Annotated in this window: 16 protein-coding genes and 2 pseudogenes; 9 read left to right on the top strand and 9 right to left on the bottom strand. The window is 34.4% G+C overall.

Going from position 1 to position 15,079, the window contains the following annotated elements:
- Positions 1-67 precede the first annotated feature (67 nt).
- Positions 68-487, bottom strand: a complete 420-nt coding sequence (locus tag V756_RS0109330) for an organic hydroperoxide resistance protein (protein ID WP_024714432.1) — start codon at positions 485-487, stop codon at positions 68-70.
- A 434-nt stretch (positions 488-921) separates the two neighbouring features.
- On the opposite strand from V756_RS0109330, the gene V756_RS0109325 reads away from it, so the two are divergent.
- Positions 922-1,362 carry a MarR family winged helix-turn-helix transcriptional regulator gene (locus V756_RS0109325; RefSeq protein WP_024714431.1) on the top strand — a complete coding sequence of 147 codons (441 nt, stop codon included), beginning with the start codon at positions 922-924 and terminating at the stop codon, positions 1,360-1,362.
- 155 nt (positions 1,363-1,517) lie between these two features.
- Here V756_RS0109325 and V756_RS1000000123395 read toward each other — a convergent pair.
- Together V756_RS1000000123395 and V756_RS0109315 are read right to left on the bottom strand one after the other, a co-directional pair.
- A pseudogene (locus V756_RS1000000123395) lies at positions 1,518-1,742 on the bottom strand (site-specific integrase); the annotation flags it as partial.
- A gap of 111 nt (positions 1,743-1,853) precedes the next feature.
- Positions 1,854-2,168 (bottom strand): YfzA family protein, encoded by a 315-nt coding sequence (locus V756_RS0109315; RefSeq protein WP_024714430.1) that lies wholly within the window; start codon positions 2,166-2,168, stop codon positions 1,854-1,856.
- A 202-nt stretch (positions 2,169-2,370) separates the two neighbouring features.
- On the opposite strand from V756_RS0109315, the pseudogene V756_RS1000000124375 reads away from it, so the two are divergent.
- The 6 genes and pseudogenes from V756_RS1000000124375 to V756_RS1000000123070 all read left to right on the top strand — a co-directional run.
- Positions 2,371-2,991, top strand: a pseudogene (locus V756_RS1000000124375) (tetratricopeptide repeat protein); the annotation flags it as partial.
- A gap of 290 nt (positions 2,992-3,281) precedes the next feature.
- Positions 3,282-3,932 carry a helix-turn-helix transcriptional regulator gene (locus tag V756_RS0109305; protein WP_024714428.1) on the top strand — a complete coding sequence of 217 codons (651 nt, stop codon included), beginning with the start codon at positions 3,282-3,284 and terminating at the stop codon, positions 3,930-3,932.
- Positions 3,933-3,942: 10 nt separating this feature from the next.
- Positions 3,943-4,317, top strand: coding sequence for a RidA family protein (locus tag V756_RS0109300; protein WP_024714427.1), 375 nt, complete (start codon positions 3,943-3,945; stop codon positions 4,315-4,317).
- A 73-nt stretch (positions 4,318-4,390) separates the two neighbouring features.
- A complete protein-coding gene (locus tag V756_RS0109295) occupies positions 4,391-5,494 on the top strand; it encodes a threonine synthase (protein ID WP_024714426.1) in 1,104 nt (367 codons plus the stop codon).
- A gap of 73 nt (positions 5,495-5,567) precedes the next feature.
- Positions 5,568-5,654, top strand: a complete 87-nt coding sequence (locus V756_RS1000000124715; RefSeq protein ID WP_368086258.1) for a hypothetical protein — start codon at positions 5,568-5,570, stop codon at positions 5,652-5,654.
- 110 nt (positions 5,655-5,764) lie between these two features.
- A complete protein-coding gene (locus tag V756_RS1000000123070; protein WP_255210027.1) occupies positions 5,765-6,001 on the top strand; it encodes a hypothetical protein in 237 nt (78 codons plus the stop codon).
- Positions 6,002-6,506: 505 nt separating this feature from the next.
- Here V756_RS1000000123070 and desA read toward each other — a convergent pair.
- A complete protein-coding gene (gene desA / locus V756_RS0109285) occupies positions 6,507-7,535 on the bottom strand; it encodes a Delta(5) desaturase DesA (RefSeq protein WP_024714425.1) in 1,029 nt (342 codons plus the stop codon).
- 950 nt (positions 7,536-8,485) lie between these two features.
- Here desA and cspC (V756_RS0109275) point away from each other — a divergent pair.
- The gene (gene cspC, locus V756_RS0109275) at positions 8,486-8,689 is read left to right on the top strand and encodes a cold shock protein CspC (RefSeq protein ID WP_003156143.1); all 204 of its coding nucleotides are present in this window, start codon (positions 8,486-8,488) and stop codon (positions 8,687-8,689) included.
- 722 nt (positions 8,690-9,411) lie between these two features.
- Here the strand turns inward: cspC (V756_RS0109275) and V756_RS0109270 are convergent.
- The 5 genes from V756_RS0109270 to V756_RS0109250 all read right to left on the bottom strand — a co-directional run bounded on the left by V756_RS0109270 (position 9,412) and on the right by V756_RS0109250 (position 13,509).
- Positions 9,412-9,873 carry a CarD family transcriptional regulator gene (locus tag V756_RS0109270; protein WP_024714424.1) on the bottom strand — a complete coding sequence of 154 codons (462 nt, stop codon included), beginning with the start codon at positions 9,871-9,873 and terminating at the stop codon, positions 9,412-9,414.
- Positions 9,874-10,161: 288 nt separating this feature from the next.
- Positions 10,162-10,947 (bottom strand): glucose 1-dehydrogenase, encoded by a 786-nt coding sequence (gdh, locus tag V756_RS0109265; protein ID WP_024714423.1) that lies wholly within the window; start codon positions 10,945-10,947, stop codon positions 10,162-10,164.
- A gap of 64 nt (positions 10,948-11,011) precedes the next feature.
- On the bottom strand, positions 11,012-11,863 hold the full coding sequence (locus V756_RS0109260; protein WP_024714422.1) for a RhaT/GlcU family sugar-proton symporter: 852 nt from the start codon (positions 11,861-11,863) through the stop codon (positions 11,012-11,014).
- A gap of 621 nt (positions 11,864-12,484) precedes the next feature.
- Complete coding sequence (locus V756_RS0109255; RefSeq protein WP_024714421.1) at positions 12,485-13,120, bottom strand: FMN-dependent NADH-azoreductase; 636 nt, start codon at positions 13,118-13,120, stop codon at positions 12,485-12,487.
- Positions 13,121-13,191: 71 nt separating this feature from the next.
- The gene (locus tag V756_RS0109250) at positions 13,192-13,509 is read right to left on the bottom strand and encodes a winged helix-turn-helix transcriptional regulator (RefSeq protein ID WP_024714420.1); all 318 of its coding nucleotides are present in this window, start codon (positions 13,507-13,509) and stop codon (positions 13,192-13,194) included.
- 826 nt (positions 13,510-14,335) lie between these two features.
- Here V756_RS0109250 and cspC (V756_RS0109240) point away from each other — a divergent pair.
- A complete protein-coding gene (cspC, locus tag V756_RS0109240) occupies positions 14,336-14,539 on the top strand; it encodes a cold shock protein CspC (RefSeq protein WP_024714418.1) in 204 nt (67 codons plus the stop codon).
- The last annotated feature ends 540 nt before the right edge of the window (positions 14,540-15,079 follow it).

The raw sequence follows: 15,079 nt of genomic DNA, 5'->3' as shown, positions 1-15,079 counted from the left end.
ATCTCTCTCCTTATTTGAAGGTTGGTAACTTTTATTCCATTACCTTTTGATCTTGGCATCTTTCGTCTTACATTGCTGTTGTAATGATTTGTACATCAATATTTCCGCGAGTAGCTTTAGAATATGGACATACTTGATGAGCTGCATGGGTTAATTCTTCCGCTTGCTCTTGAGATACCCCTTGAATTTCCACCTCCAAAACAACTCCGAGTTTATAACCATTATCACTTTCATCTTTTAATAAACTTACTTTACCAGTAACTGCTGATTCGATTTTTAATCGTTGTCTTTGGGCTGCTAAATGAAGAGCACTGTCATAACAAGCTGAATAGCCTGCCGCAAATAATTGTTCTGGATTTGTAGCCGTGGATGCTTGATTTGGTTTTGGCATAGCTAAATCCAAATCAATAATAAGATCATTAGATTTTACATGACCTTCTCTTCCGCCTTTTGTTGTAGCTTCTGCTGTAAAATATACTGTCATCATCAAACACTCCTATAAATTAAATTTAACACAATTGAATTTTAATCAATATAATTATCGTTGTCAATTAAATTTTTAAAAATTTAATTGTTCTCAATTTAAATTCATAATGAAAATCCTCTAAATTATTGATTAGACTAAAATAAAGAACAGTTTTCGGCAGTTTAAAGTTAGTGTACATAATAACCATATTGAGAAAATAGAAGATCATATTATTGGCGGCTCAATAAATCTATGAGTCGGTTTAAACAATATAGTATCGGTAATAATAAGAAAGCCCCTCAAACACATGATGGTTATAAATAAAGATAGATTCTTTCTGATTTTCCATGCGTATAAGTTATGATTAATTAAATTGTTAGTCATTCAATTTTACTTAATGTAATTCTTGTGCTATTATGTGTAATAATGAATATAAATATTGTGAGGGATTTAACATGAAGAATGATGATAAATTACTGTTAAGTAATCATCTATGTTTTGCGATTTATGCAGCTTCCCGTGAAATGATAAAGTTATACCATCCTCTCTTAAAAGAATTAGGAATTACTTATCCACAGTATTTGGTTCTTCTTGTTTTATGGGAGAAGGAAAAAATATCTGTTAAAGGTTTAGGCGAAGAATTATATCTAGACTCCGGAACATTAACTCCAGTTTTAAAACGACTTGAGGAGCGAGGTCTTATTATAAGAGAGCGTTCAAAAGAGGATGAACGAAGTGTAATTATTACGTTAACAACTGAAGGGAATGAGTTTAAAGAAAAAGTCACAATGATTCCTAATGCAGTATTTGATAAAACTGGTTGTAATGAAGAAGAAATTAAAAGTTATAACAAGGAAATTCGTAATTTGCTTAACATGCTGACAACTGAGCAATAGTTTTATGAATATAGATGGAGGGCCTAGTGGGTGGATAACCCGTGGATATTCAAGTCCTGTCGGCCGCATCAATGATACCAAGGGTTGTAGACCCCTGGTATTTTTTTATGCTCTCTTTTAATTTTAGGGTGGTTTACTCCTTTTTACCCCACTTGTTAGAATAATTCATCCAGCTTATCAGCAGTTTCTTTTTGTTTATTAGGAAAGAGATGACCATAAACATCGATTGTTGTTTTGATTGAAGCATGTCCTAGTCGTTCCTTTATTGTGATGTAATCTTCTCCTTGGTGTATTAATAGTGCAACATGTGAATGACTCAGATCATGAAGGCAGATCAGTTCTACTTCTCTTCGATTACAAATTGTTTTGATTTTTCGGCTACGGAACTCCTAAATATATTGAAGTTCCATTCTTGTGATATTGACTTGTTCAACGAACACACTCAATAGGCTAAGTAAAACTCTTCTAAACCAATTTATTTTTAATCACCGTTATCTAGAGCTATTACTATAGTGTCTAGGTGAAAATACGTTTTTTAATGCACTTATTATTCCAGGCACAAGAAAGAAGACGCCAAAAAAGACAGTAAGTAAATTTAATTGTGGTGTTTTATAAAAGGTAAACCATTGTATAAAAATAGACGATTCCGTAATTCTCCCAAATAGTGTTCCATCAATCTCTCTATAATTAGGTAACCATCCTGTTGTTTCAAATGTTATAAAAATCACCTGTGACAATAAAAATACACCAATTTGAGAAACCCAATATTTTTTAAAAAATGAAACACTTTTTTGTTTTTCAGCCAACTAATATTCCTCCCTGCATTAGATATCATTTTATATTAAAATACAGAAAATTTAAGAATAAGTTTCAAAATTTAATATCTTTTTCTATTGTTTATAGTGTATCATATGTTTCCATATTTTGTGTTGAGTTTCTTTTAATCATCAAGTCATTTATAGTAACAGTATTCATTTGATGTTGAATGGACTCGAACACTTGAAACTAGAAATAGATGATCTAAATAATGCTTACGAGACAATAAAGGAAATAGAAGAGCAGGGCAATTGGCAGGAATGCTTGAATGTTATTATTTCTTTTTCTTGGGTATGCACGAATTTAGACGAAAAGAGTTAACAACTGCTATAAGGGCTTATAGGATTGCTGAATCTAAGTTATATCAGGTTGAGGATGAATTAGAGAGGGCAGAATTTTTCTTCAAAGTGTCGTACGTTTATTATGATATGAAACAGACTTATTTCTCAATGAACTATGCTAATCGAGCACTGAAAATATTTAAGAAATATGATGAATATGCTTTTCAGACAATGCGATGTTAATTTATTGCAGCGGGTAATTTGATTGATTCTTTTGAGTTTGAAATGACTTTACAGCAATTTTTAAAGATATTGCAGAGGAGATAAAGATTGATCATTTCATTGGTATGTCTCACATGAATATTGGAATTTGTTATGAGGAATTAAAGGATTTGATAATGCGGCTAATCATCTAGGTGTATCAATTAAAATTTTCGGAAAATCTGAACACATCTTTTTAACAAAAGCTTTATTTGCTATGGCTCATGTTGAGGCGAAAAGAAATAATTTTAATGTTGCTCAGGAATATTATTGCAGGGTAAAGAGTTAGAGAAAGAAGCAAGAAGAGTTATTCGAAAAAAAGAAAGGATCAACTCCCCTCCCTTTTTATGCACCAACTCGATCTGCGGCAATTTTGAAACCACTATTTGGAGTAGTGTCTTCATCTGCAAAATGAGATAGTCTGGAGTTGCTAAAAGCTTTTATTGATGATTGTATGGCAAAAAAATTTTTCTGTTGGATATATAAAAAAATCTACATATTGCCTTTTTGTATAAAAAAATATACAATTGGGTGGAATTTTAAAAAATGAGGTAATTAGACGTGGAAGAAATTAAGAAAGTATTAGAGAGTTTTATCCCTATAGCAAAATCTACTGCAAAAATGTTTGGATCAAACTGTGAAGTCGTTATTCATGATTTGACGAACCCTCAAGCCTCTGTAATGTTTACAGTAAATAACCATGTTACAGGAAGAGAAATCGGTCAATCATTTGATCACCTAGTAAAGACTGTATTACAATCAGAAGATTTTAAAGAAGATTATCTTGCAGGTTATACATTTGTAACAGAAGATAAGCGTACGATTCGTTCTTCGACTTCGTTAATACGTGATTCCAAGCAAAAAGTGATTGGTGCTTTCTGCATAAATTTTGATGTTGAAGCACTGAATCAAATGCAACAATTTATGAATGCTTTTCTTTCTACACAAGTTGAAGTTCAGGAGAATGAAACAAAATCAGATGATGATATTGAAAATGTTGAAGGAATAGTGGATCAATTGATTCAACAAATTATTCAAAACAGTGTTCATCCAGTCATGAAACGTCATGAAAAGATTGAATTAATAAGATTTATGGACGAAAAAGGCATTTTTCTAATGAAAGGATCTGTTGAGAAGGTCGCATCTTTGTTAGGTATATCCAAAGTAACAGTTTATAGTTATTTGGATGAAATCAAAAATAAATCAAGTTAAGGGGAATCAAATGAAAAGCATCTTTGAAGTAGGAAATCTAAAATCAAATGGACACTATGCATTGGCAACAGCTCATCAGAACACTGTCTATGTATCAGGGCAATTTGCTATTCATCCAGAAACCTGTGAAAGAAAATTTGGCACCATCGAAGAAGAAACACTACAAGCACTTAAGAATGTGGAAATGATTGTAGAAGCAGCTGGAAGTAAAAAAGAGAAGATTTTGCGTATAACATTATATATTCCAGATGTGAAATTATGGGATAAAGCAGATGCTGTGTGTAAGGAATTTTTCGGTGACCATAAACCAGCTCGTACCGTTGTACCAACTAATGAATTACATTTTGGATTCAAAATTGAAATTGATGCTATTGCATATATTTAGTTATATTTTTTTGTCTATATCGTATAAAAAAATCTAATTCGTATAAAAAATTATTCGAAAGGATTGATAAATGATGAAACAATTTGTTTGTAACAGTTGTGGTAAAAAGCATGATATTACACCAACTTTATGGAAATGTGAATGTGGCGGAGTATTAAACATAGTAAAAGATACCCCAAAAGTTGATATTGCAGCTTGGAATAACTATCCAAACTCATTATGGCGTTATTTTGAAACCATGCCATTCGCAAAAGATTCGAAGACATGGGAATCCGTGACAATGGGTGAAGGTCAATCACCTTTAATCGTTCTAGACCATATCGAGACCAATACGTATGTAAAAGTTGATTATATGATGCCTACATTATCCTTTAAAGATCGAGGAGCCGTTGTTTTGATGACAAAGGCAAAAGAATTAGGGGTATCAAAAGTAATTGCTGATAGCAGTGGTAATGCAGGAACGGCTATTGCAGCTTATGCAGCACGTTGTAATATTGCCTGTGATATATATCTAAGTGATGAAACTTCACCCAAAAAGATTGCTCAAATAAAAGCCCACGGAGCAACGATTAAAAAGATTCGTGGTACACGAGAGGACATTGCAGCCGCGGCACAAAAAGCTGTAGACGAAGAAAAAGTTTTTTACGCAAGTCATGTGTATAATCCTTATTTTTATGAAGGAACGAAAACATATGCCTATGAAATTTATGAACAATTAAATGGTGCGCCTGATGCTTTAATTATTCCGGTTGGAAACGGTACGCTTCTCCTAGGTGCGTACTATGGCTTTAAAGAGTTATTTGAAAATGGATTAATTGATAAAATACCGAAAATCGTTGCCATTCAAGCGGAGAACTGTGCGCCCCTTGTGAAAGCTTACCAAACCGGGGAGGAATCAGCACAACCCGTTGCAAATAAAGGTACTTTAGCGGAAGGGATATCTATTGCTGCACCAGCGCGTTCCAAACAAATTTTAGAAGCTGTACGTAATACCAATGGTACGTTTATTGATATTGAAGAAGATGAGATTCTGAGTGCACGAGCAAAACTGAGTACGAAAGGATTTTATGTGGAAGTGACATCAGCAGTAAACTATGCTGGCTACATCAAGTATAAAAAGGCACCAGAAGAAAAAATAATCATACCTCTTTGTGGCGCAGGTATTAAATCAAAATAAATCCAGAAGGCCTGTTAAACATTTATAATGGTGTGAAAGTTGATTGTGATAAAAAAAATCACATGGAAAAGGTGTGCTTGTTGTTCTCAATGATCGTATTGGATCCGCACGTTTTATAACAAAAACGAACACTGCAACGGTAGACCCGTTTAAGGCCTGAAACAAGGATACATTGGCTCAATTGTTGGAGGAGAGGTTTACTATTTTTATAAAGATATTACCTATCGCCATACTACCGAAACAGCCTTTGACGTAAGGTTAATCAACGAGTTGTCTAAGGTTTCGATTATATATGCGCATCAAGGGGATAATCGTTATTTATATGACGCAGCGGTACAAGCAGGTGCAAAAGGAATTATTGTAGCTATGGCTGAAGGCTATACTATTTCTAAACAAGCAGAAGTTGAAATTCATGATGCGTTAAACAACGGGGTTACCGTCATACGGTCATCTCGACTCAATAGGGGAATTGTTAGCCGTACTGATATGGATAATCAACTCGGATAGTCGTATCTGAATCATGAAATCCCACAAAAGCACGGATTCTTCTTATGCTAGCATTAAGCTTAACAAATGATAAAAATGAGATTCAACAGTATGATATACTAATTTTTAAATGTTCCTTAGAGAATAAAAACATAGAATGGATTTTGACGTTTACCGTATGGACAGATTGATATCATTATGTTTTGATTCACCATTTTTTAACCATAATTCGTATAAACATATAGAAATGGTATAACGAGAAGTTACGGAGTGTAATGAAAACAAGCTTTCATAACCAATGTTAAAGATTTACTATGTTGAGGGCCTAGTGGGTGAATAACCCGTGGATATTCAAGTCCTCTCGGCCGCATCCCGATAATACCAAGGATTTAATCACCTTTGGTATTTTTTGTTGCAAGTACATTTGGCATTAAAAAAGTGCTGACCTCTGCACAAAACCTTTGCGCGAGTCTGCACTTTTATTCTGTAAGATACACTGCCCATTATCATCGATTATGGAGTTTATTTAATCCGTTCTTAGCTGATCTGGTACTTGGCTTTTAGAAGTTTTTTTTAAGTGGTTAAAACCAACAAATTTTTTGCTTTCTTCATCCCATAGGCGGAACTTTAACGACTTAATACTTGTTGTCAGTGTGATGGTCGGCACGTTTTGCAATGGTTCAGTGTTGTTATGTGCGATTTCAAGCTTATAGTTTGGGACTCTTGGGCTTAAATGATGAACATGATGGAAACCGATATTGCCTGTTAACCATTGCATGACTTTTGGAAGCTTATAAAAAGAGCTTCCTTCAACTGCTGCTTTTACATATTCCCAATGCTCATCTTCTTCGAAATATGAATCCTCAAACGTATGCTGAATATAAAACATCCAAATTCCGAGGGATCCCGATATCATAAAAATTGGCGTCTGAATCAGCAGAAAGTTTTGCCAGCCGATAGCCCAACATAAAAGTGCTGCCAAAGCGACGATCCCCAGGTTCGTTACATACGTATTCATCCGTTCTTTGCGTGTTGCCCCTTTACGATTAAAACGATTAGTAATCCCAAAGACGTAAATCGGTCCGATAACAAACATAACAAACGGATTTCTGTACAAACGGTACATGATTTTTGTCTTAGTTGAGGCTTCCTTATATTCCTCAACGGTCAGTACCCAAATATCGCCTGTACCGCGTTTGTCCAGGTTGCTGCTTGTCGCATGGTGGATAGAATGATCGTGTGCCCAATGATCAAAAGGATGCAGAGTTAGAATTCCTGTTATTGTTCCAAGAATTCGATTCGCCTTTCTGTTCTTAAAAAAGGAATAGTGGCAGCAATCATGAAAGATAATGAAAGTTCTCACTAAAAAACCTGCCGCAAGGACAGAAATCGTTAATGTAAGGATATAAGAAATCGACAAGCTCTTATATGCCAAACACCATAACAGGAAAAATGGCACCAATGTGTTTATGATTTGATAAATACTTTTTTGTGAATCGGACTTTTCATAAGGGGTAACCATTTTTCTCAAAGTCCTTAGATTTTGTTTATTCATTCTTAAAAGTTTCTCCTTCCCTGCTGTTTTTAATCTAAGTATAGAAAACGTTTTATAGCCTTTGAAGTCCCAGCTGTCATACTCCATATATGATAAGTATCATGGTTTTGTTATAACTTGCCCGCCAGCTAAGGATCCTTTTCAAAAGCTGTTAAATGAATCAGTTTCTCGATCCCACTGTAAAATGATTGGGATTGCGAAAACTGATTGAAAGCTCAATTAGCAGAGCCAACCGAGATACAAAGCGTATGAAGATTATACCCAGCCTTTTATCGAGCTAAACTCTCTCCCTGGTCTCTATGGGAATCAGTTTAATTAGACCGTGAACATGGATTGTTTGAGGAGCAAACATTAAGAAAATATTGATTGATTTTTGAGAGACAAGATAAAGAGAGCTAGAAGCCCATTTACTATTCAGCTTGAATTTCCTTGTTTCTTAATTAAAAAGGCTTTGGAAAGGAAGATGATTTATGATTAAGCTCTATTTTTATGAGCACCTTGGCAAATGGGGATATACCATGAGTGACCGTTTGGAAACATCTGCAGAAACAAGCTTTACCAGCGGGCAGCTCTGCTTTTAAAAGAACATCATTGCACTCGATCGAGAAACAGCTGAACTTTTTAAAGAAATCTTTAACAATCAATAGTGAAGTACTATTTAGCCAAGAAAAAGGTTTGAAGACACTTGTGATTCATTTTCACGGTGTTTTCAAAGCAAAGTTATTAATAGGCATCTTATTTTGCACTGGTATTATCTACATGTTTAACAAATAATGAAACCATGAATGGAACATAATACTAATTTGCAGTTATTTCCGTTTCGTGCTATGATAAAGGAGAATTATTTTTGTTCGTGTAAAGGATAGTATGAATATCGACTTTTCGTCTTGATGATACTTGGGGCAAGGATAGTAACAAAATGTGTGGTAACACACGAGGAGGCAACAAAAATGGAACAAGGTACAGTTAAATGGTTTAATGCAGAAAAAGGTTTTGGATTTATCGAACGTGAAAATGGAGACGATGTATTCGTACACTTTTCTGCAATCCAAAGTGACGGATTCAAATCTTTAGACGAAGGTCAAAAAGTAACGTTTGACGTTGAGCAAGGTGCTCGCGGAGCTCAAGCTGCTAACGTTCAAAAAACTGCTTAATCTTCAATCGTTTATACAAACAGGCTCTTTATATAGGGCCTGTTTTTTTCTGTTCTGTGTATAATACTTAATAAAAAACCCTACTCAACGTTCGAGTAGGGAGAGATGGTACAAGGTAATAGAAAAAGGTTTAAACTTCAAAGGTTTGTTTACAGTATAACATACTGGATTGACAAAATGCGGAATGTATATAAATTATTTGTTTTTCTGTTCTCGATGTAACTGCATGTTATTCTTTTTTTCAGTAACCTGCCTGTTAATTTAAGTACAAGATTAAATGAATGATATCTAGAAATTTCTTCATTTTTTATTGTTGACCATATATTTAGTTGTTACAACTCGCATATCTCTCACTGTCGCAGCAGATGTAAGAAATTCTTAAAGATAGAGAGGAGAGTAATTATTTTTTCTTCTGGAAATAATCACTTAGACCTAAAACAATGAAAGCCCTGCCTCTCTTCCATCCTTACGGCTCCTTGTCCGTGCCAGTGTGAATCAGGATTACAAAAACCAAGTGACTATTTCAGTGAGTGTTTTGATAAAACTTCAAATGTTCGTTGAAGAAATTTTGAAACTGATTAGATTGTAGGGATAATAAAAGAGGTTAATGTTCTAAAGTAAGTTGAAGAAGTTAAACGTTTTTGAAATAGTTTACCTTAATCGTAATATTATGAAAATTAAAGGGTGCTTTTTGGAATGCAAAACATTATCTATAATTAACCTTAACAGAAACTTTTTATTTGATTTTCAGTGATTCCTTTTATGACTTCCAGTTCACTAATCAAAAATTCATATGCATTATCCAACATTTTTTTTTCGCTTGCATTAAGTGCTTTTTCTTTCTTCAAACGCATTAAATCACGCACAACTTCAGCACCTTCTTGTATTTTACCCGTTTTTATTTTGTCTGTGTTTACTTTATACCTTTGTTTCCACGGCAGTAACTTATCTGATTCTCCATGCTGAAAAATGTGCATAATGTGTTTTAATGCAAGTATATCAGTAACTGGTCGTATATTTGAACTCAATATTTTACGCGTTGGAATCATAACTGTCATATTACTGATTGACATTTTTATGACATAATAGTGTTGTTTTTCCTCTAAGATTTCTTTTTCTTCTATGGCTTCAATTATACCTGCTCCTTGCATTGGATAAACAATCCTATCGCCAATTTGAAACATATAATCCACCTCCATATATGGTAACTCAACTTAAGATTACCATACATGGAATGGGATATCAAATTTTTAATAATAACATGATCGGTTTTTCAGTGTCAATAACTTTTCGGGAAAATCAAGTGAAAATTTTTATGATCGTGTTGAATATCATAATAACGTGATAATTGCTCTGAAAAAAGTTTGAAAGGATATAAAGAAGGACACCGAACAAACAGCACTAGTGCTATAAGTTCAGTGTCCGCAGACTTCTATTTTTTATTTTTCTAAAGCCTTAAGGCCTTATTCTTATTAACCTCTTCCAGCTTGGAAAGAAGGATATTTCGTCATACCGCCATCTGCAAAGAGTGTAATACCTGTTACATAACTTGCTTCAGAAGATGCTAAGAATGCTGCTACAGAGGCTACTTCTTCTGGTTTACCAATGTAACCCATTGGAATCATGCTTTCAACATCTGCACGTTGTACTGGATCTGCAAATTTTTCAGCATTGATTGGTGTGTTCATTGCTCCTGGTCCAATATTGTTCACGCGAATTCCTTTTGGTGCATATTCAAGCGCCAATGTTTCTGTCATTAGCTTCATACCGCCTTTACTAGCTGCATAGTGAACAAATAGCGGCCAAGGAATCATTTCATGTACACTAGACATGTTAATGACATTCCCTTTAATATCATTTTCTACAAAGTATTTAATCGCTTCACGGCTGCCAAGAAAGGCTCCTGTTAAGTTCGTGTCAATTACTTTATTCCAATTGTCTAAAGAAAGTTCATGAGAAGGTACAGGGTTTTCAACACCTGCATTGTTAATCATTACATTCAATGTGCCAAATTCTTTTATAGCTGTTTGTACAAGGTTGATGACATCTTCTTCTACTGTTACATCACCACGTACAATAATAGCTTGTCCGCCTGCTGCTTCCACTTCTTTTTTAGCTTCTAAGGCTTCATTTTCATTATTGCGATAGTTAATGACCACTTTAGCTTGTTCTTGACCGAAGCGAACAGCCATTGCACGTCCTAGGCCTGTAGATCCGCCTGTAATCACAACTACTTTATCTTTTAAATCTTTATACATGATCAGTTCCTCCTGATTCTAACGATTATTTTTTAGATATATTACTGTTAGCTCGAAATGTATTTTAACTTTTTGCTATTCCCAGCAGCACTCCACCCAAAATAATGAGCACAATGCCAAGTGAAATCGAAATCAGTTGACGTTTTGTTTTCTTTTCGCCTAGTAAGAAGATACCTCCAAGCGTTGAAACGACAATTCCCATTTGTGATAGTGAAAAACTTGTCGCTACCCCTACCTTAGGTTGGGAAATAAATAAGAACATATTACCCGCAGCCCATATAAGACCTGGTATAATGTTACGAATTGTGTATTTATTAAAAGGTTTATGTTTATAAGTGAGGATGAGTCCGCCAATAAACATACCAATAGCTTGAGGGAATAAAGCTACCCAGCCATCAACGTTAAACAAACGTGCAACGACAACATATACTAAATATCCAATCGTAGATATGATGAGTGTGATAATGCCCTTCTTAAATTGACCAGATTGCTCTTCGCTTTTTTTTCTTTCAAGAGAGGTTAACACAATCCCAATCACGATAAAAAGGAGGGCTAGTATTCCCAATAGAACTGTAGTGACTGTTGACCATTCATGAAAAACAATCACCCCAAACAAAGCTGTTGATACGAGCTGCATACCTGTTGAAATTGGCATCGTTTTAGAAACACCAATATATTCAATGGTTTTTAACTGATTACTTTGTCCAACAGCCCAAAACAACCCAGAAACGATTCCTACAATAAAGATAAAAGGCGTCAATACAGGATGGATAACGAGATAGGTAACAGCTGAAAAGATCAGTGCTCCAATCGTTGTTCCAAGTGTTTGACTATAAGGTCCTCCGCCTAACTTGACATTGAAGAGGACGATACTTCCCCAAAAAACTGCAGGAAGAATGGCTAAGAAAATATCCATTTGATCCAAACCTTCTTTCCCAAACCCTTGATGTATTAAAAGTGGCTAGTTTTGTTTCGTCACTTTACGTTACTAATAGTAACTTAGGTAACTAAAATAGTCAATGATTTTATTTTGCGTTTCTGATTAGTTCTTCGAATAAATCTTTCTATATCAAATTAAAATAAAACCTTATAGAATAAGGTTTTATTTTTAATGTTTCGGGTCTGAAATAATAAAAATGGTTAATCTATATGAAATCTGATTCCAAAAGAAAAATTCAGTTACAACGAAAAAAACTAATCTAAGTTACTAATGGTTACTTAGGTTAGTTTATCGCATGTGTTATGTGTGGTTTGTTAACCAACATATAAAAAAGAAAGGCGAGACTCAAAAAATGGCAGAGATATTATGTATGGCAACATATTCTTACGATCATACAAAATTCATCTAGTATATCTTCTGGGAAAGAAAAGAAGTAAATTCAATACGCACTCAACAATCGACCATAAAGGGTACAGTCGTATAAATCAAGCAGGTTAGAGGCATGAGGGAGCTATTTTATATGAAGAGGGATAAAACAAAAAAGCTTGTAGACATTTGAAGGCCTTGAAAAGGTTCAAGGCCTTACTATGTTTTGGATTAAAATTGTTTAGCCATCTCTTTGGCTTGTTGAATTGCTTTATCTTTAATTTGAGGAGCTTGTTCTGGAAACTTCATTTGCCCTTCAATAATAATACTTTCAAAAGATTTGACACCAAAAAAATCCATAACGGCTTCTAAGTATCGGTTTCCCATCTCTCTTTCCATTTCAGGACCATGTGAGTAGATGTCTCCTCGAGATTGTATATGGAGAGCTTTTTTTCCTTTTAGTAATCCTTTTGAACCTTCTTTAGTATACTTGAAGGTTTTACCTGACACTGCGATTGCGTCAATATAGGTCTTCATGATGGCTGGAACGGAAAAATTCCACATAGGTGTTACAAAAATATATTTATCAGCTAACAAAAACTGTCCGCCTAATTCAGCTAAACGGGCGACTTTTAGCCGTTCATCCGTTGATAAATCTTGAAGTGAAGCTTGAGAGCGAAGTTTTTTCCAACCATTAAATACATCTGCGTCTAGATAAGGAATATCAGCTTGATATAAATCTAAATGGACAACATCATCATCAGGATGTGTTTGCTTGTAACTTTCAATGAATTCTTTGCCTACGGTCATGCTGAGTGATTCATCTTCAGGCAGAGGATGTGCTGTTATATAGAGAACATTAGACATGGAGATCTTCCTTCCTTATTAGATTATTAACAATAACGTTGTGTTTATTGGCATAGATTCTAAAAGAACGGTCAATCCTTGACCCAGCTTTCCGCCCATTGACTAATCGGTCCTAATATTTTTCCTAATTCTGTTCCTTTTTGAGTTAAAGAGTACTCAGAACGTATCGGACGATCGGGGATTACATTTCGTACAATAATTCCCTGTTCTTCTAATTCTTTAATCCGTTCAGTTAATATCCTTCTACTTAAGGAAGGCATGCTCTCACTTAATTCACTAAAGCGCTTAGGCCCACTCATTAGCACATAAATAATTAACCCTGTCCACTTTTTCCCAATTATCTCGAAGCTTTTTTCTACTTTAGGTTGTAAATCTTTCGACTCTCCCATATTATAAGTCCTCCTTCAATAAATATGGATGAAAAATAACTTATGCATTTATTGTAACAAAAATAATGGAAAAGTATTTGGGTACTTTGAATTAAAAAGGTTGATATCTCTTTTTTTAGTTACTTTTTATACCCCTAGTTCCTTTTAGTATCAAATAATTTTCTAAAATAGTCAAATTATGATTATGAAATGAAATATATTTTATTGGTAACAAGATGTGGCTGTTTAAGGGAAATAATTCAATAACTTAAGTGTAGAAAAACAAAATGAGTATTTGTAATGGTTAAATAAATGAACATAGGAGGGAAATGAAATGCTTCACGAAGACTTTAGTGGAAAAAAGTGATGATTATACTTACGAAATACATATCGTTATGGGGGCTGGAAAAAGCGTATTCCATGAAGAATCAAATCTTGAAGCTTCTGTAGAGATGCTCCAGATTTTTATATGTTCGGAAAACGCTGATTTAGAACTAGAGTTCAGCTCCCTAGGTATTCCGTATAATCTTGTTACGAATAAATGAAACGCTACCTTATATGAAAGCGAAAGAAATAGATGATCAGTGCTTTTGAGAAGCATAAATATTTACGAAATCAGACATTGCGATGTCAATTTATTGTAGCAAGTAATTTGAATGACTTACCTAACGAATAATACCATAAATGGAACATAATATTAACTTGCAGTTATTTCCGGTTCGTGCTATTATAAAGGGGAGTTATTTTTGTTCGTGTAAAGGATAGTATGAATATTGACTTTTCGTCTTGATGATACTTTGGGCAAGGATAGTAATACATTGTGGTAACACACTAGGAGGCAACAAAAATGGAACAAGGTACAGTTAAATGGTTTAATGCAGAAAAAGGTTTTGGATTTATCGAACGTGAAAATGGAGACGATGTATTCGTACACTTTTCTGCCATTCAAAGCGACGGATTCAAATCTTTAGACGAAGGTCAAAAAGTAACATTTGACGTTGAGCAAGGTGCTCGCGGAGCTCAAGCTGCTAACGTTCAAAAAACTGTTTAATCTTCAATCGTTATACAAACAGGCTCTTTATAAAGGGCCTGTTTTTTTATGTTCTCTGTACAATACTTAATAAAAAACCCCACTCAACGTTCGAGTAGGGAGAGATGGTACAAGGTAATAGAAAAAGGTTTAAACTTCAAAGGTTTGTTTACAGTATAACATACTGGATTGACAAGATGCGGAATGTATATAAATTATTTGTTTTTATGTTCTCAATACAACTGCATGTTATTCTTTCTTTTTTCAGTAACCTGCCCTTCATTTAGGAGTTCATGATTTGCTGTCAATGGCATATTTGCTAATCTATATGGGCACAATTTAATCACAGATTTTTAACCATAATTCGTGAAAACATATAGAAATGATGAAAATGGGGATAGGGCGTATAATGAAAATAAGCTTTCATAACCAGTGATATGTTTTTACTAGGTTGAGGGACTCGAACTACCAAAGAAGATACCAAATGATATTGGTATCTTCAGCTTGTAGAGAAAACGGTGTTTTTTCTACAAGCTTTTTTGTTTTGTGCTGTTTCTTTAC

It is taken from the genome of Bacillus tequilensis KCTC 13622 (genome assembly GCF_000507145.1).
GTDB lineage: Bacteria > Bacillota > Bacilli > Bacillales > Bacillaceae > Bacillus > Bacillus tequilensis.
Note: the sequence above shows the minus strand (reverse complement) of the source record. Positions and strands in the feature narration are given on the sequence as shown.

Coding starts and splice junctions, on each gene's coding strand:
- V756_RS0109330 (WP_024714432.1), bottom strand. CDS start 487: ATGATGACAGTATATTTTACAGCAGAAGCTACAACAAAAGGCGGAAGA.
- V756_RS0109325 (WP_024714431.1), top strand. CDS start 922: ATGAAGAATGATGATAAATTACTGTTAAGTAATCATCTATGTTTTGCG.
- V756_RS0109300 (WP_024714427.1), top strand. CDS start 3,943: ATGAAAAGCATCTTTGAAGTAGGAAATCTAAAATCAAATGGACACTAT.
- V756_RS0109295 (WP_024714426.1), top strand. CDS start 4,391: ATGAAACAATTTGTTTGTAACAGTTGTGGTAAAAAGCATGATATTACA.
- desA (WP_024714425.1), bottom strand. CDS start 7,535: ATGAATAAACAAAATCTAAGGACTTTGAGAAAAATGGTTACCCCTTAT.
- cspC (WP_003156143.1), top strand. CDS start 8,486: ATGGAACAAGGTACAGTTAAATGGTTTAATGCAGAAAAAGGTTTTGGA.
- V756_RS0109270 (WP_024714424.1), bottom strand. CDS start 9,873: ATGTTTCAAATTGGCGATAGGATTGTTTATCCAATGCAAGGAGCAGGT.
- gdh (WP_024714423.1), bottom strand. CDS start 10,947: ATGTATAAAGATTTAAAAGATAAAGTAGTTGTGATTACAGGCGGATCT.
- V756_RS0109260 (WP_024714422.1), bottom strand. CDS start 11,863: ATGGATATTTTCTTAGCCATTCTTCCTGCAGTTTTTTGGGGAAGTATC.
- V756_RS0109255 (WP_024714421.1), bottom strand. CDS start 13,120: ATGTCTAATGTTCTCTATATAACAGCACATCCTCTGCCTGAAGATGAA.
- V756_RS0109250 (WP_024714420.1), bottom strand. CDS start 13,509: ATGGGAGAGTCGAAAGATTTACAACCTAAAGTAGAAAAAAGCTTCGAG.
- cspC (WP_024714418.1), top strand. CDS start 14,336: ATGGAACAAGGTACAGTTAAATGGTTTAATGCAGAAAAAGGTTTTGGA.